This window comes from Nocardioides sp. WG-D5 (assembly GCF_054031175.1).
Genome location: NZ_CM132928.1, coordinates 318,752 through 333,828, shown reverse-complemented (window position 1 = coordinate 333,828; position 15,077 = coordinate 318,752). Strand labels below are relative to the sequence as shown.

22 protein-coding genes are annotated in these 15,077 nt (G+C 70.4%); 18 read left to right on the top strand and 4 right to left on the bottom strand.

Annotation, left to right across the window (positions count from 1 at the left end; all coding sequences use genetic code 11):
• Positions 1-25: 25 nt before the first annotated feature.
• The 4 genes from ACWZJV_RS01675 to ACWZJV_RS01660 all read left to right on the top strand — a co-directional run bounded on the left by ACWZJV_RS01675 (position 26) and on the right by ACWZJV_RS01660 (position 2,586).
• Positions 26-1,147 (top strand): ferrochelatase, encoded by a 1,122-nt coding sequence (locus ACWZJV_RS01675; RefSeq protein WP_457180011.1) that lies wholly within the window; start codon positions 26-28, stop codon positions 1,145-1,147.
• 25 nt (positions 1,148-1,172) lie between these two features.
• Entirely contained in the window at positions 1,173-1,619 is a 447-nt protein-coding gene (locus ACWZJV_RS01670) for an inositol monophosphatase family protein (protein WP_457180010.1), read from the top strand.
• Positions 1,559-2,029 carry an inositol monophosphatase family protein gene (locus ACWZJV_RS01665; RefSeq protein ID WP_457180009.1) on the top strand — a complete coding sequence of 157 codons (471 nt, stop codon included), beginning with the start codon at positions 1,559-1,561 and terminating at the stop codon, positions 2,027-2,029. Before ACWZJV_RS01670 ends, ACWZJV_RS01665 begins: the two co-directional genes overlap by 61 nt.
• A gap of 266 nt (positions 2,030-2,295) precedes the next feature.
• Positions 2,296-2,586, top strand: a complete 291-nt coding sequence (locus ACWZJV_RS01660; RefSeq protein WP_040755057.1) for a DUF4193 domain-containing protein — start codon at positions 2,296-2,298, stop codon at positions 2,584-2,586.
• A gap of 146 nt (positions 2,587-2,732) precedes the next feature.
• Here ACWZJV_RS01660 and ACWZJV_RS01655 read toward each other — a convergent pair whose 3' ends face one another.
• Positions 2,733-3,038 (bottom strand): DUF4235 domain-containing protein, encoded by a 306-nt coding sequence (locus tag ACWZJV_RS01655; protein ID WP_196873958.1) that lies wholly within the window; start codon positions 3,036-3,038, stop codon positions 2,733-2,735.
• A gap of 35 nt (positions 3,039-3,073) precedes the next feature.
• A complete protein-coding gene (locus ACWZJV_RS01650) occupies positions 3,074-3,532 on the bottom strand; it encodes a DUF3093 domain-containing protein (RefSeq protein WP_008356610.1) in 459 nt (152 codons plus the stop codon).
• A gap of 73 nt (positions 3,533-3,605) precedes the next feature.
• Here ACWZJV_RS01650 and dut point away from each other — a divergent pair, with 73 nt between their 5' ends.
• The 6 genes from dut to ACWZJV_RS01620 all read left to right on the top strand — a co-directional run bounded on the left by dut (position 3,606) and on the right by ACWZJV_RS01620 (position 7,981).
• The gene (gene dut, locus ACWZJV_RS01645; protein ID WP_457180008.1) at positions 3,606-4,058 is read left to right on the top strand and encodes a dUTP diphosphatase; all 453 of its coding nucleotides are present in this window, start codon (positions 3,606-3,608) and stop codon (positions 4,056-4,058) included.
• A 52-nt stretch (positions 4,059-4,110) separates the two neighbouring features.
• Positions 4,111-4,773 (top strand): DUF3710 domain-containing protein, encoded by a 663-nt coding sequence (locus ACWZJV_RS01640; RefSeq protein ID WP_008356607.1) that lies wholly within the window; start codon positions 4,111-4,113, stop codon positions 4,771-4,773.
• 7 nt (positions 4,774-4,780) lie between these two features.
• Positions 4,781-5,152, top strand: a complete 372-nt coding sequence (locus tag ACWZJV_RS01635; protein ID WP_008356605.1) for an OB-fold nucleic acid binding domain-containing protein — start codon at positions 4,781-4,783, stop codon at positions 5,150-5,152.
• Positions 5,153-5,163: 11 nt separating this feature from the next.
• Positions 5,164-5,931, top strand: a complete 768-nt coding sequence (locus ACWZJV_RS01630; protein WP_008356602.1) for a DUF3159 domain-containing protein — start codon at positions 5,164-5,166, stop codon at positions 5,929-5,931.
• Positions 5,932-5,951: 20 nt separating this feature from the next.
• Positions 5,952-6,476 carry a cell division protein FtsQ gene (locus ACWZJV_RS01625; RefSeq protein ID WP_457180007.1) on the top strand — a complete coding sequence of 175 codons (525 nt, stop codon included), beginning with the start codon at positions 5,952-5,954 and terminating at the stop codon, positions 6,474-6,476.
• 77 nt (positions 6,477-6,553) lie between these two features.
• Positions 6,554-7,981, top strand: a complete 1,428-nt coding sequence (locus ACWZJV_RS01620; protein ID WP_457180006.1) for a PepSY-associated TM helix domain-containing protein — start codon at positions 6,554-6,556, stop codon at positions 7,979-7,981.
• A 1-nt stretch (position 7,982) separates the two neighbouring features.
• On the opposite strand, the gene ACWZJV_RS01615 is transcribed toward ACWZJV_RS01620, so the two are convergent.
• Entirely contained in the window at positions 7,983-8,396 is a 414-nt protein-coding gene (locus tag ACWZJV_RS01615) for a Fur family transcriptional regulator (RefSeq protein ID WP_008356597.1), read from the bottom strand.
• Between the two features lie 99 nt (positions 8,397-8,495).
• Between ACWZJV_RS01615 and rpmB the strand changes: the two genes are divergently transcribed.
• The 5 genes from rpmB to ACWZJV_RS01590 all read left to right on the top strand — a co-directional run bounded on the left by rpmB (position 8,496) and on the right by ACWZJV_RS01590 (position 11,361).
• The gene (gene rpmB, locus ACWZJV_RS01610) at positions 8,496-8,732 is read left to right on the top strand and encodes a 50S ribosomal protein L28 (protein ID WP_196873964.1); all 237 of its coding nucleotides are present in this window, start codon (positions 8,496-8,498) and stop codon (positions 8,730-8,732) included.
• Complete coding sequence (gene rpsN, locus ACWZJV_RS01605) at positions 8,732-9,037, top strand: 30S ribosomal protein S14 (RefSeq protein WP_457180005.1); 306 nt, start codon at positions 8,732-8,734, stop codon at positions 9,035-9,037. Before rpmB ends, rpsN begins: the two co-directional genes overlap by 1 nt.
• A gap of 85 nt (positions 9,038-9,122) precedes the next feature.
• On the top strand, positions 9,123-10,109 hold the full coding sequence (locus ACWZJV_RS01600; protein ID WP_008356591.1) for a permease: 987 nt from the start codon (positions 9,123-9,125) through the stop codon (positions 10,107-10,109).
• Complete coding sequence (locus ACWZJV_RS01595) at positions 10,106-10,825, top strand: TIGR03943 family putative permease subunit (RefSeq protein ID WP_008356589.1); 720 nt, start codon at positions 10,106-10,108, stop codon at positions 10,823-10,825. Before ACWZJV_RS01600 ends, ACWZJV_RS01595 begins: the two co-directional genes overlap by 4 nt.
• 5 nt (positions 10,826-10,830) lie before the next feature.
• On the top strand, positions 10,831-11,361 hold the full coding sequence (locus ACWZJV_RS01590) for a hypothetical protein (RefSeq protein WP_457180004.1): 531 nt from the start codon (positions 10,831-10,833) through the stop codon (positions 11,359-11,361).
• 51 nt (positions 11,362-11,412) lie between these two features.
• Here the strand turns inward: ACWZJV_RS01590 and ACWZJV_RS01585 are convergent, their stop codons facing one another.
• A complete protein-coding gene (locus ACWZJV_RS01585) occupies positions 11,413-12,972 on the bottom strand; it encodes an FAD-dependent oxidoreductase (RefSeq protein ID WP_457180003.1) in 1,560 nt (519 codons plus the stop codon).
• Between the two features lie 73 nt (positions 12,973-13,045).
• Here ACWZJV_RS01585 and ACWZJV_RS01580 point away from each other — a divergent pair, with 73 nt between their 5' ends.
• The 3 genes from ACWZJV_RS01580 (at position 13,046) to ACWZJV_RS01570 (ending at position 15,062) form a co-directional block, all read left to right on the top strand.
• Positions 13,046-13,603, top strand: a complete 558-nt coding sequence (locus ACWZJV_RS01580; RefSeq protein WP_457180002.1) for a helix-turn-helix domain-containing protein — start codon at positions 13,046-13,048, stop codon at positions 13,601-13,603.
• Between the two features lie 80 nt (positions 13,604-13,683).
• Positions 13,684-13,947: a type B 50S ribosomal protein L31 gene (locus ACWZJV_RS01575; RefSeq protein WP_008356583.1), complete on the top strand. Its 264-nt coding sequence runs from the start codon at positions 13,684-13,686 to the stop codon at positions 13,945-13,947.
• Positions 13,944-15,062, top strand: coding sequence for a GTP-binding protein (locus ACWZJV_RS01570; protein ID WP_457180001.1), 1,119 nt, complete (start codon positions 13,944-13,946; stop codon positions 15,060-15,062). The genes ACWZJV_RS01575 and ACWZJV_RS01570 overlap by 4 nt, the downstream gene beginning before the upstream one ends.
• The last annotated feature ends 15 nt before the right edge of the window (positions 15,063-15,077 follow it).

The following is a 15,077-nucleotide window of genomic DNA, read 5'->3' as shown; positions in this document are numbered from 1 at the left end:
CAGCCCGGTGAAATACGATGGAGCGGTGGACGTATCTCCCTACGATGCCTTGCTGTTCGTCTCTTTCGGGGGGCCGGAGAAGACCGAGGACGTGGTGCCGTTCCTGGAGAACGTGACCCGGGGGCGGGGGATCCCGCGAGAGCGGCTGGTCGAGGTCGGGCAGCACTACTTCGACCGCGGCGGGAAGTCGCCGATCAACGACCAGAACCGTGCCTTCCTGGCGGCGCTGCGCAGCGACCTGGCCGAGCACGGGATCGACCTGCCGGTCTACTGGGGCAACCGCAACTGGGACCCCTACCTGAGCGACACGGTGGCGCAGATGCGGGCCGACGGGATCAAGCGGGCCGCGGTCTTCGCGACGAGCGCCTACTCGTCCTACTCCTCCTGCCGGCAGTACCGCGAGAACCTCTTCGAGGCGTGCGACACGACCGGTGGTGTGGAGAGCGCGCCGGTGCTGGACAAGCTGCGGCGCTACTACAACCACCCCGGCTTCGTGGCGCCGGTCGTCGACGGTGTGATCGCCTCGATCGAGGACCTTCCCGAGGCGGAGCGCGACGGTGCGCGGATCCTGTTCGTGACCCACTCGATCCCGACCTCGATGAACGACAACGCCGGCCCCGACGGCAACGCGTACGTCGCCCAGCACCTCGACGTCGCCGGCGTGATCGCCGAGCAGGTGGCCCAGCGGCGCGGGGTCACCCACGAGTGGGACCTCGTCTACTGCAGCCGCTCAGGCGCCCCGCACATCCCGTGGCTCGAGCCCGACGTGAACGACCACCTCGAGGAGCTCGCGAGCAAGGCCCCGGAAGACGGGGGGAGCAGCGCCGTGGTGATGTGCCCGGTCGGTTTCGTCTCCGACCACATGGAGGTCGTCTACGACCTCGACACCGAGGCTCTGGCGACCGCCGAGAAGCTCGGCATCCATGCCCGTCGCAGCCCGACCGCGGGGGAGGACCCGCGCTTCGTGGCCGCCGTACGCGACCTGCTCCTCGAGCGCGCCGCTGCAGAGCGTGGAGAGGCCCCTGAGCGGCTCACCGTCGGCGACCTGGGCGCCGGCCCCGACCGCTGCCCGGTGGGCTGCTGCTTCAACCAGCGCTCGCAGCTGCCGACCCTGTCCGGCGAGGACTCGCCCCAGTACTCCGGGTGATCACCCGCGGCATAGGGTCGGCTCCATGACAGATCATTCCGCCCCGAAGGCCGGAGACCTCCTCGCGCTCGCCGTGGCGACCGCCCGGGCGGCCGCCGACCTCGTCCGCGAGCGGGCTGCCGGCGTCGTCGAGGTGGCGGCCACCAAGTCCACCGCGACCGACGTCGTCACCGAGGCCGACCGCGACACCGAGGCCCTGATCCGGCGGCTGATCTCCCAGGAGCGTCCCGAGGACGGCTTCTTCGGTGAGGAGGGCGCCAGCGAAGGGCAGACCACGGCCGGCACCAGCGGCGTGCGCTGGATCGTCGACCCGATCGACGGCACGGTCAACTTCCTCTACGGCCTGCCCCGCTACGCCGTCTCGATCGCCGCGGAGTACGCCGGCGAGGTCGTCCCGGAGCCGTCGTGGACGTGTCCGCAGGGACCCTCTACGCCGCTTTCCGGCAGCCCGACGGCTCGGTGGCCGGGGTGAGGAACGGCGAGCCGGTCGAGGTGCGCCCGCCGGCCGAGCTCGGCCAGCGTCTGATCGCCACCGGCTTCTCCTACGACGCCGGTCTTCGCCGGATCCAGGCCGAGGCGCTGGTGCGCTTCCTGCCGGTCGTACGTGACGTTCGTCGCATCGGCTCGGCGGCCCTGGACATCTGCGGGGTGGCCGAGGGAACCCTCGACGGCTATCTCGAGGAGGGCCTGCATCTGTGGGACCACGCGGCGGCCTGTCTGGTGGCGGAGGCGGCCGGGGCGCGATGGGAGGCGACGACCGGCGTAGGGGGCCGGCGATTCGTCGTCGTCGCGCCGGCTCACGGCTACGATGAACTGCGGAAAGCGGCTGTTCAGGCCGGTTTTCTGCCAGTTGACTCGCTCCCGGGTGTCGTACCCGACTGAAAGCCGCTGGTTGATGTAGATCTATGACCGGCCGGTGGCCGGGAAGGTCCCGGAACCCCGTCGGCCACGGCCGCGTTCACCCACCCGAAACTCGTTGATCATCTATCCCCGTGATAGGGAATACCGCCAGATGACAGAACGTTCCGGCGACGCGGTTCCGATTGAGTGTGCGAAATGCACGTGAATAGTGCACAATCACGGGCCGTGCCGCTGCCCTCGGGGGCGCGCGGGGGGACTGAAGATGAGTGAGAAGGGGAGTGGCGCAGATGGCGACGGACTACGACGCACCGCGTAAAAATGAAGAGGACCAGTCCGAGGAGAGCATCGAAGAGCTCAAGGCTCGTCGTCATGACAAGAACTCGGGCAAGGTCGACGAGGACGAGGCCGAGGCGGCCGAGTCGTTCGAGCTCCCGGGAGCCGACCTCAGCCATGAGGAGCTCGCGGTTGAGGTCAAGCCGAAGCAGGAGGACGAGTTCACCTGTATGAGCTGCTTCCTGGTCCACCACCGCAGCCAGCTGGCTGACGAGAAGAAGATGATTTGCTTTGACTGCGCGTAGCGCAGTCAACAACGCCGAGTCGGCGCGTTTGTATAGCTTGCGCTAGCAAGCGCTTTGTACAAACGCGCCGCCTCGGCGAAAGCCCGGCGTAAGCCGGAACGAGAAGTAGAAGGCCGCACGGAATCCCGTGCGGCCTTCCTGCTATCTCAGGACGCGTCCTTCTCCAGCTGCTTCGGCAACCGACCGACCGACCTCACGTAGTAGTTGGCCGCGCGGCGCTGGGCGAACATCCGCGCGAGCGCGACGGTGGCGCCGGTGGCAGCCGACCAGAGCACGGCCTCCACGAGGCGTACGTCGGGGTCGGCTGGGTTGGCCGGCGGAGTGCGTCCGGTGGACGCCTTCCAGCCGGAGGAGAGGACCTTGTTGGTGACCTTGGCGGCCCCGATTCCGCTGACGAGGGCCATGATCGCCCAGACCTTGTCGCCCTTGTCAGCTTTATTGGACTTGGACATGTCTCGAGCCTAGGCCATCGGCTCGAGGATGGGTCTCAGAGACTCGCTCGGAGCGCGTTGACCGTCTTCGCGAGCGCCACCGGGTGGCGGGTGAAGAGCAGCCAGTAGGGCGTGGGGTCGGCCGGGTCCTCGATGGTGACCCGAACGGCGCGCTTGAGATAGGGGCGCAGGAGCAGGTAGGCCCTCGCGTCGGCGTCGCGGCCCGCCAGGTGGTGGGAGTCGATCTCGTCGAGCGCGACCGCCTCGCCGAGGAAGCGCGCCTCGATGCGGGCGGGCCCGGCGCGCAGGACACCGTCGGCGATCGTGATCCTGGCGTTGCCGTAGACGATCATGGCCAGCGCGAACAGGCCGACGATCGCGGCCGTGATGCCCCAGGCGAGGGCGGCCGGAACCCACAGGATGACCGCGATCCACAGGGTCGCCAGGAACATGACGCCCTGGACCCACCACCTCAGCGGCACGGTCAGTCGCTCGTCGTACGCCGGGGTGCTCACGAATCGTGAGTTTTTCACGCCGGTCAAGGGAGTCACGAATCGGGTGAGCCCTGGAGCATCTAAGGTGCGGGTTGTGTCTGATCTCGAAGTAGCCCTGGTGCGTCTCGACGCGGAGCTGCCGCCACCTGCGTACGCCCATCCGGGAGATGCCGGAGCCGACCTGCGCACGACCGTGGACGTGAGCCTCAAACCGGGGGAGCGCGCCCTGGTGCCGACCGGGATCGCGATGGCGCTGCCCGAGGGCTACGTCGGCCTGGTGCACCCGCGCTCCGGGCTGGCCGCCAAGCACGGGCTCTCCATCGTCAACGCGCCCGGCACCGTCGACGCGGGCTACCGCGGCGAGGTGAAGGTGGCGCTGATCAACCTCGACCCTGTCGAGCCCATCGAGCTGCGCCGCGGCGACCGGGTCGCCCAGCTGGTGATCCAGCGCGTCGAGCAGGCCCGTTTCGTCGAGGTCTCCGAGTTGCCCGACTCCGTCCGTGGGGATGGGGGATACGGTTCTACAGGGGGTTTCTCCAACCGCTGAGCGATCAGTGTTAGATAAGTCTCCTCAGAGATCCACCGCAACCTGAAAGCAGATGGTCGTGAAGTTCCGTCGCAAGTCCACGCCCTCCCACCGGGGAGAGCCGTCTGCATCGGTCGGCGAGCGGCCCGTGGCCGACGAGCGGCCGGTGCCGGCCGCTCCCGAGGTCGGCCCGTTCGACATCGACTCGGCCCCGGACGGGCTGATCACCGGTGACTGGGTGGACCTCGGCTCGATGATGCTCGCCCCCGCCCCGGGCAAGGAGCTGCGCCTCCAGGTGGACGAGAAGTCCGGCCAGATCGCGGCCGTGATGCTGACCGCGGACGACGGTGCCATGGAGCTGCGTGCCTTCGCCGCGCCCCGCAACGGCGACCTGTGGACCGAGTCGCTGCCGATGCTGCGCGAGGACGTCCAGCAGCGTGGCGGCGCGACCGCCGACCTGCAGGGCCCGTGGGGCACCGAGCTGATCACCCAGATGAAGGTGAAGCTGCCCGACGGCCAGCCGGCCGTGCAGCAGACCCGCATCATCGGCGTCAACGGCCCGCGCTGGATGCTCCGCGCCACCATGCTCGGCCGCCCGGCGATGGAGCCGACCGCCGGCAAGGAGTGGGAGCGGCTCCTCGAGCACGTCGTGGTGCGCCGTGGTGCCGAGGCCAGGCCCAAGGGCGAGGCGCTCGAGGTCAAGCTGCCGCCCAACGCGCGCCGCGTCGAGAAGTGAGCCGGTAGTGGCCAAGGGGCGCCTGCGCGCGAAGCTCAGCGAGTGGGCCAACACGGCCTCGATCGACGCGAGCGAGATCCGAGCGGCGTACGTCGCCAAGGATGTCGCCTCCATCGCCGACGCGCCGGACCGTGAGCCGGTGCGCCTGCGGGGAACATTGCGTACGATCACGCTGCGGCCTCGCGGAGGCGTCCCGGCGCTGGAGGCCGAGCTGTTCGACGGCTCCGGCACCCTGACGCTCATCTGGCTGGGTCGCCGGCGCATCGCCGGCATCAACCCGGGCCGGTCGCTGCAGGTGCAGGGCCGCATCGGCCGTACCGATGGCCAGCGCATCATGTTCAATCCACGCTACGAGCTGATTCCGGACCCCAACGAGTGAGCCAACCACACGTGAGCCCCACCTCAGAGACCCCTGCCGGCGACGGCTCTGCCGACGACCGTGCCGGCGAGCACCACGACCACAACCATCCGACGGTCGACACCGTCGAGGCGGTCGTACGCCGCCAGATGTCCGCCGGGCTGGGCGGTGTGCGCGGGATGCTCGAGGCCGGCGTGCCCGGGCTCGTCTTCACCATCGCCTGGCTGGTGGTCAAGGACCTCAAGGTCGCGCTGATAGCCTCGGCGGCGACCGCGGCCGTGTTCCTGCTGGTGCGGCTCGTGCAGCGCTCGAGCCTGCAGTACGTCGGCAACGCCATCTTCGGCATCCTGATCGGCTTCGCGGTCGTGCGGCTGGCCCAGTCGATGGGCGGGTCGGCCGAGGAGCAGGCGCTGGCCTACTTCCTGCCCGGCATCCTGATCAGCCTCGGCTACACGGTCGTCGTGGGTGGCCTGTGCCTGATCGGCTGGCCGATCTTCGGCTTCTTCATCGGTGTCGCCAGCGGCGACCCGCTCGAGTGGCACCAGGACAAGCAGATCGTGAAGCTCTGCTCGCGGCTGACCTGGCTCTTCCTGGCTCCCGGTGCGATCGGTGCGGCCATCCAGGGTCCGATCTGGTTCCTGGCCTGGAGCGGCGCCATCGACCGCGACTGGGCGATCCTGGCCCTCGGCATCCTCCGCACCGGTCTCGGCTGGGCGCTGCGGATCGCCTGCTACGGCACCATGATCTGGCTCCTCGCCCGCAACCACACCCCGGTCCAGGGCCGCCCCCAGGACGCCTGAGCCGGATGGAGGTCCGGGTGGTGAGGCCGACGCGCGGAAGCCTGTGGCTCTCCCTGCTCGCCACCCTCGAGATCATGACCGGCGCGGCCCTGGCCCACCTGGCCGCGGGCGGCGCGCTGCCGAACGCCGGCTGGCTGGCCGCGGCGGCCCTGGCCGTCTTCGGCGCCGGCGTGATGGTGCTGCAGCGCCGGGTCGGGCTCCTCACCGGTGCTGTCCTGGCCGGTCTGTCCCAGGTGGGGCTCCACGAGGTCTTCGCGGCCTTCTCCGCGGCCCCCGGCGCCGAGCACCATCACCCGGTCGGCACCTCGCTCGGCTCCGCCGACGGTGCCGCGATGCTCCTGGCCCACGCCTGCGCCGCCGTCCTCTCCGTCGTCGTCTGGGCGCTGCACCGCAGGGCCCTCGCCGTGGCCGTACGCAGCCTCCCGATGCCGCGGGTCGCGGTCGCCGGCCGCCTGCTCGCCGAGTCGTCACAGCTCGTCCCGCGACCGGCCCTGTGGGCCCATGTCTCTCCGCGCAGGGGACCGCCGAGGCCGGCAGGCCTCTGAGATCCCACTGCGAGCACCACCGGGTGAGTCCCGGTGGCTGTCTTGCGTACCCGAAAATTCGCGAGAGAGAACCTTCCATGTCCGTTCCGGCCCAGTTCCAGACCGCACCTCCAGCAGAGCCACAGATCGAGCCGCCGGGCCCCGGGCCCGGCTGGTGGTCGACGATCCGCCCGCTCGTGCTGCGGCTGCACTTCTACGCAGGGGTGCTCGTCGCCCCGTTCATCCTGGTCGCCTCGGTGACCGGGCTGCTCTACACGATTGCCCCGCAGGTCGAGCAGATCGCCTATCACGACCTGACCCACGTCACCCCGGCCAGCGAGACGGTGCCGCTGGCCGAGCAGGTCGCTGCGGCCCGCGCCGGCCACCCCGACGGTGACATCCTCCGCATCGACGTGCCGCCCGCCGCCGACCGCAGCACCCGGGTGGTCTTCACCGACGAGACCGTGCCCGACGACTACGCGATGTCGGTCTTCGTGAACCCCTACACCGCCGCCGTCGAGGGCCAGGTACGCAGCTACGGGCAGTGGCTCGGCTTCCGCGCCTGGCTCGACGAGCTCCACCGCAACCTCCACCTGGGAGCGGTCGGGCGCCACTACAGCGAGCTCGCTGCGAGCTGGCTGTGGGTGGTCGCCCTCGGCGGGCTGATGCTGTGGATCGGCAGGCGACGCCGTGACCGGCGAGTACGTCGCCTGGTGACCCCTGACCTGGCCGCCACCGGACGCTCCCGGGTGATGTCGTGGCATGCCGTGATCGGCGTCTGGGTCCTGCTCGGCGTACTCGCGCTGTCGGTCTCCGGGCTGACCTGGTCCCGCTACGCCGGCGCGAACATCGGTGAGGTGCGCACGGCCCTGTCCTGGACCGAGCCGACGCCGGCGACGTCCCTCCACACCGGCGGTTCCGCGGCCGAGCACGCTGATCACGGCTCCGCCGGGCGTGCCGCGGGTGCCGCTGACCCGGATGCCGTCCTCACGGCGGGAGTCGGTGTCGACGGGGTGCTCGCCGCCGCTCGCGAGGCAGGTCTGGGTGATCCGCTCTACCTCGTCCCGCCGGCCGACGGGTCCAGCGCCTGGACAGCGGCGGAGAACAAGCGCGACTGGCCGACCGCCTACGACGCGATCAGCGTCGACCCCGCCACCGGCACGACGCTGGACCGGGTCGACTTCGCCGACTGGCCGGTCATGGCCAAGCTGACCGACTGGGTCATCGGCGCCCACATGGGCATCCTGTTCGGCATCGTCAACCAGCTGGCGCTCGCGGCGCTGGCGATCGGTCTGATCGTGATGACGCTGCTCGGCTATCGGATGTGGTGGCTTCGGGGAGCGGGTTGGCGCCGCTTCGGCCGACCGGCACCGCGTGGGGCGTGGCGTCGACTGCCCTGGCCCGCGATCGTGGCTCTCGTCGCGATCGTCGGCGTGGTCGGCTGGTTCGTTCCGATGGTGGGCGTGACCCTCGTCGGGTTCCTGGTCGTCGATACCGCGCTCGGCGTGGTGCGCAGGCGGGGCTGACTCAGGCGGAGGCGCAGGCGGCGCAGAGGCCGAAGATCTCCACGGTGTGGTTGACGTCGGTGAAGCCGTTCTGCGCCGCCACCTTGTCGGCCCAGGTCTCCACGGCCGGGCCCTCGATCTCCACGGCCTTGCCGCAGCTGCGGCACACCAGGTGGTGGTGATGGGTCGTGGAGGCGTCGCCGCACAGCCGGTAGGTGGACTCACCGTCGGGCTTGTGGATCACGTCGGCGAGGCCGTCGTCGACGAAGATCTGCAGGTGGCGGTAGACCGTGGAGAGGCCGATCTTCTCGCCGTTGGCTCGCAGCGTGGCGTAGACGTCCTGGGCGCTGCGGAAGGTGTCCTCGGCGGCGAGAGCCTCCTTCACCGCGGCGCCCTGGTTGGTTGCGCGCCGCTTGACCTGCTGGGTTGGTGCCATGGCGCCATGTTAGTCGGTATCGGTATGGATCCCGTGTTCAGTGCGGCGGGGCGTCGTATGGCATACTGGGAATGATTCCGAATAACACGAAAGGCTCTCATGTCACGCACGTGTCAGGTCACCGGCGCCCGCCCCGGCTTCGGCAACAACCGCCCTTGGTCCAAGAAGGCGACCCGGCGACGCTGGGAGGTGAACCTGCAGAAGAAGACCTACTACGTCCCCAGTCTGGGCCGGAAGGTCACCCTGCGGCTCAGCACCAACGCGATCAAGCAGATCGACGTACGCGGCATCGATGCCGTCGTCGCCGAGATGCGCGCCCGGGGGGAGAAGGTCTGATGGCCAAGAAGTCGAAGATCGCGGCCGAGGCCAAGCGCCGCGAGATCGTGGAGAGGTACGCCGAGCGCCGAGCGGCCCTCAAGGAGGAGATCCGCGCCGCGGAGCCGGGCTCGGCCCAGCAGGCCGAGGCCGTCCGAGCCCTGTCGCGTCTCCCGCGCGACTCCTCGCCGGTACGCCTGCGCAACCGCGACCAGGTCGACGGCCGGCCGCGGGGATATCTGCGCAAGGCGGGCGTGTCGCGGATCCGGTTCCGCGAGCTCGCGCACAAGGGGCATCTGCCGGGGATCACCAAGTCGAGCTGGTGACGCGCGGGCAAAAGCCTAACCGGAACCATTCCGAGTCGGCGAGGCGCTACCGGGCCGTCATCGAGCTGTGCTAAACAGACGCCTCATGAGTACGAAGACCCCGGTGCGGGCGGCCGAGAAGCCTGGGTTCAGGCTGGGGCAGACAGAGGTCGTCGCGATCGTCCTGCTGGTCATCCTGCTCTCCCAGCGCTGGCTGCTGCCGCTGCTGGACCATGACCTGTTCAACACCTGGGGCACGATCTTCGTCGCCATCGTGGTGCAGTCGGCTCCGTTCCTGCTCGGCGGCGTGCTGCTCAGCGCCGTCATCTCGACGTTCCTCTCGGAGAAGGCGCTGAGCAAGATCGTGCCCAGGAGCCCGGCGCTCGGTGTCCCGGTCGCCGGCCTGGCCGGGATCGGGCTGCCGGGCTGCGAGTGTGCCGCGGTGCCGGTGACCAACTCGCTGATCCGCCGAGGCGTCGCGCCGGCAGTCGCGCTGACCTTCCTGCTGGCCGCTCCGGCGGTCAACCCGGCCGTGCTCGTCTCGACCGCGGTCGCCTTCCCGGGCCAGCCGGTGATGGTGCTGGCCAGGTTCCTGGCCTCGCTGATCACCGCGGTGGCGGTCGGCTGGATCATGCTCGCCCGCGGCAAGCTGCTGCTCGAGCGGCTCACCAACCTCGGCCGTGACGAGCACGCCCACGAGCGGTCGTTCCTCGGCAACGTCAGCCACGACTTCCTGCACGCCTCCGGCTTCCTGGTGCTGGGCGCCATGCTGGCCGCGGCGGTCAACACCTTCGTACCCCGCTCGGTGGTCAACACCGTCGCGGGTCAGGCCGTGCTGGGGATCGCGACGCTGGCGCTGTTCGCGTTCATCGTGGCGCTCTGCTCGGAGTCCGACGCCTTCGTCGCCGCCTCGTTCACCGCCTTCTCCGACACCGCGAAGCTCGTCTTCCTCGTCGTCGGCCCGGCGATGGACATCAAGCTCGCCTCCATGGAGGCCGGCCAGTTCGGCATGGGCTTCGCCCTGCGCTTCGTACCCTTGGTGATCATCACGGCGGTCGCCTCCGCCGTCGGCATCGGATGGTGGCTGCTGTGACTCGTACGACCCAGGCCCTGGTGGTCGGCTTCCTCGGCGCCGTCCTGCTGCGGCTCTCCCTCGGCGACGGCTATCTGAGGTACGTCACCAGCTGGATGAAGTGGCCGCTGGTCGCCACCGGTGTGGTGCTGCTCGGGCTGACGTTGTGGATGCTGCTGCGCCCCGCGCCGGAGGAGGACGGCGACGACCACGACGGGCACGAGGGACACGAGGGGCACAGCCACAAGGTTCCGGCGATGACGTGGCTGGCGATCGTGCCCGGCGTGATCGTCTTCGTCGCCAGCCCGCCGTCGCTGGGCGCCTACCTCGCCGAGCGTCGTGCCGACGACCCGGTCGCGGCCGCTCCCGACGCCGAGATCCTGCCGCTGCCGGCCTCGGACGGGCCGGTCGACGTCGAGGTCGCCGAGTTCATGTGGCGAGCCGGGGTCGAGGACGGCTCGACGATCAAGGACCGCGACGTACGCCTCACCGGCTTCGTCAGCACCGACGAGAACGGCAACTGGTACGTCACCCGCATTGCCATCGCCTGCTGCGCTGCCGACGCGAGCGCCTCCCGGGTTCGGGTGGAGGACTACGACGACGCCCCGGAGCGCGACTCCTGGGTCGCGGTCACCGGCCGCTGGGTCGAGGGCACCGCGCCGGGCGGCAAGTCGGAGACCGCCATCGAGGCCTCCTCGGTCGAGCCGCGCGAGGCGCCGGCCAACACCTACCAGTGAGACGCATGGGCGACCCGAGACGCTCCGGCAACCCGGCCCGGCGGGCCGAAGCTCTGCGCGAGCCCACCTGGCGCGACCGCCTGCCGCACCCGCCGCGTGCGCTCATCATCGGTGCGCTGATCGCCGTCGCGATCGGTGTCGTCGTGCTGACCCGCGACCTTGGCGATTCCGACGCCCCGGCGGCGTCCGGTCCCTCCGGCGCGGAGTCCTCGGCTGCGCCGGTCGCCACGGGGCCGGTCGCGTCCGTGGAGGAATTCTGCGGTGCCGTACAGACCATGGCGAACGCCCACGCGGCACAGATGTCCACGCCGAACGACGAGAACGAGACCACGCTCGGTCTGGCGGCGACGAGCCTGCAGTCGATGGGTGTCCCGGAAGGTACGCCGGCGGCTGCCGTCGAGGGTGTGCGGATGATGATCGAGGACGCGCTGCGCACTGGTCGTGGCGAGGACCCGCTCGGGCGCAGCGAGGCGCAGAACATGGCCTACGAGCGTCTCGGCGAGTTCCTCACCGAGAGCTGCGGCACGGCGGGCTAGGGATACCCGGTCAACCGGGTATTCATGGGGCTGGTGTGACTCGCTGCCCCATCAGGAGCTCAGGCGGCGGAGCAGGACGACCGCGTCCTCGAGCGTGGCCGGCTCACCGGACGGGCTGGTCACGGCACGGTGCCGGTGCTCGAGGACGACCGTCTCCCACTCGTCCTCGGGCAGGTCGAGCTCCGCCAGCTCCTCCTTGGCGTCGAGGAAGCGGTGCTCGTGGGCGGAGGCGTCCGCCCACGGCGGCGCCGCGGCGTGCGAGGTGATCAGCAGGTGGCCGCCGGCGTTCACCAGAGCAGCCGCCCGGCGCAGGATGTCGGTGCGGGGCAGCTCGACGGGGGAGTGGAAGAAGCTCGCGGTGACCAGGTCGTAGCCCCGGTCCAGGACGGCCGGGTCGGAGAGGTCGGAGACGACGAACCTGGCCTGTTCCTCGGCCAGTCCGGCAGCCTGCGCGGCCTCCTTGCCGCGGCTGACGGCGTTGTCGGAGATGTCGATGCCGGTGGCCCGCCAGCCGTGCTGCGCCAGCCAGATGACGTCGGCGCCCTCGCCGGAGCCCAGGTCGAGCGCGGTCCCGGGCTCGAGGCCGGCGGCGATGTCACCGAGCACGGTGTTGACCTTGCCGGACCAGATCCGGTCGCTGCCGGCGTACCTCTCCTGCCAGAAGTCCACCGGGGCGGGCCCGGCGACGGCGCGGTCGAAGTCGTCGGTCACCAGAGTCGCGTTCACGAAGCTGCCGGCCATCGTGCCGGCGCTCATGCTGATCGGGACGTTGGCCATCGGGTTGGAGACGTTGCCGACCGCCCAGATCCGGTCGCTGCTGGTCTTGCCGGTCGCGTCGACGGCGAGGAAGCTGCCGACCGGGGTGTCGGTGCGCTCGAGGCCGAGGTGGGTCACGAAGCCGTCGTGCGGGCGCAGGGTGCCGGCGGTGAAGATGGCGCCGACCTCGGTGGTGGACCCGTCGGCGGTGCGCACCGCGGTGACCTGGTCGCCCTCGCCGAGGACCTCAACGACGGGCTCCGGGACGAGCGTGACCCCACGTGCTCGCAGCCGCCGGTCGTCGGCCTCCTCGATCTCGCCGAGTCCGGCGGTGAAGACGACGACGTCGTCGCTCCACTGACGGATCAGCTGTGCCTGGTGCATGCCGAGCGGTGAGGTGGTCAGCACGCCGATCCGGCGGTCGCGCACCTCCCAGCCGTGGCAGTAGGGGCAGTGCAGCACGGTGGTGCCCCAGCGCTCGGCGAGGCCGGGGATGTCGGGGAGCTCGTCGGTGACCCCGGTCGTGACGATCGCGACACGAGCGGTCAGCCGCTCGCCGTCCTCGAGGAGGACGCTCACGCCGTCGTCGGTCTCGTCGAGGCGGGCGACGCGGCCCGGCCGGATCCCCACGTCGTACGCAGCCAGCTCCTCGCGCCCCGTGCGCAGCAGCTCGGCGGGGTCGATGCCCTCGTGGCCGAGGACGCCGTGCATGTGGGTCGTGAAGCGGTTGCGGGGGAGGCCGGAGTCGACCACGAGGGTCCGGCGGCGGGAGCGGCCCAGCATGAGGGCCGCGGAGAGTCCGGCGGCACCGCCGCCGATGACGATCACGTCGAGGTGTTCTGGGTGTGTGTTCATGTCATCCAGTTCAGTGGCACAATGAAAGAACGGCAAGGGTTCTTGCTGAAATGGCAAATGCGAGGTGGAGCACATGATCGACGAGCTCAAGCAGGTCGGACCGCGGATCCGGGCGATCCGGCACAGCAAGGGATGGACGCTCGAGCAGCTGGCTGCGATGGCGGAGATGTCTCCGAGCACGCTGTCCCGGCTCGAGTCGGGCAAGCGGCAGGCGAGCCTGGAGCTGCTGATCCCGCTGACCCGCCACCTCGGCGTCGGCCTCGACAGCCTGGTGACGCCGTCGGTCCCGGACCCGCGGGTGCGCCGGCCGGTGATCCGCCGCGACGGCATGGAGATCGCGCCGCTGACTCCCGAGGGGTCGCCGGTGAACACCTTCAAGATCACCTACGAGCCGGTGACCGAGGTGCCGGAGCCGCGCGTCCATGACGGCTACGAGTGGCTCTACGTCCTCTCCGGCAAGCTGCGGCTGCTGCTGGGCGACCGTGACCTGGTGCTGACCCGCGGCGAAGCGGCCGAGTTCGACACCCGGGTGCCGCACGCGATCTTCGCGACCGGTTCGCGCCCGGCGCAGGTGCTGAGCATCTTCAACAGCGACGGCGTACGCATGCACACCCACACCGCCGAGGGGTGATGCTCGCCTCGATGTGAGCGAAGACCACCAGCTGTGTGTAAGATGAGAATCGTTATCATTAACCACAGCGGGAGGTCCCCATGAAGCAAGGCATCCACCCCGTCTCCGGGCCGGTCGTCTTCCGCGACCGCTCGGCGGACAAGCTCTTCCTGATGCGGTCGACGCTCGTCGAGCGTCTCGCCGACGACCACGAGCGGGTCACCTGGGAGAACGGTGAGACCTATCCGGTCGTCGACGTCGACGTCTCCAGCGCCAGCCACCCGTTCTGGACCGGCCGCGGCCGCGTCGTCGACACCGAGGGCCGGGTCGAGCGCTTCAAGCGCCGCTACGGGCGCGATCGATGAGCGCGCCGCGTCCGCGGTCGCCCCGCAACCTGTCGCGCCCCAAGGTGCCGGTGATCCTGGTGAGCGGTGTCGAGGAGGGTGCGATGCTCTCGGCGACCATCTCGCTCCAGTTCGGCCTGCCCGACGCGGTCACGGTCCGCCATGTCATCGATCCCGAGCGCCAGCTGCTCACCCGTGTCGTCAGCGACGTCACCGGGGTGATCGAGCACGAGGAGATCAACCTCGCCCACGCGTGCGTCGCCTGCGCGATCCGCGAGGACATCGTGCCCACGCTCGAGCGCCTCGCTGCTCAAGGACGCTGGGGGAGCATCGTGGCCTGCCTTCCGGTCGCCGCCGAGGCGGTCCAGGTCTGCCGGGTGCTCGCCTGGGCGCCCCGGACGGCCCCGCACATCGGCATCTCCGCCGTCGTCGCGGCGCTCGAGGGCACGACGGTGGCCGAGGACCTGCTCGGTCCCGACCTCCTCGACGAGCGCGGCCTCGCCACCTCCGAGGACGACCGCCGTGGCGTCGCCGAGGTCGCCAGCGCGATCGTGGAGTACGCCGACGTCGTCTGCCTCACCGAGACCCCCGAGCCCGAGGAGGAGTCGCTGGTGGCGACCCTCGCCCGGCCGCGTACGCCGGTGGTGACCGACCCCTCGCTCCTCGATGCCGCCGGCCTGGTCGCCGGTGTGCACCGCCACCACGCGGTGGAGGCCTGGGTCGCCGAGGTGCGCCGCAATGAGCTGCCGCCGCTGCCCGAGGGCGGTGCGTGGCGGCTCGACCTGCGCTCCGATCGTCCGATCCATCCGATCAGGTTCCAGGACGAGCTGGAGATCCTGGGTGGCGGCCCGCGTCGCTCGCGCGGCTGCTTCTGGGTGCCGACCCGGCCCGACGACATCTGCGTGTGGGACGGAGCCGGCGGCCAGGCGAGCGTGGGCTCGACCCAGAAGTGGGGTCGCACCGACCGGCTCACCCGGATCGTCGTGGTCGGCATCGACGACGAGGCCGACGAGATCCCGCGCGCCTTCGAGCGCGCCCTGCTCACCGACCAGGAGATCGCTCAGCGCGGTCGGATCTGGGAGGAGTCCTGGGACGGGCTCGAGGACTGGCTCGGCCCCATCGGCCGCGCCGCCTGACCGGACCCGCATCAA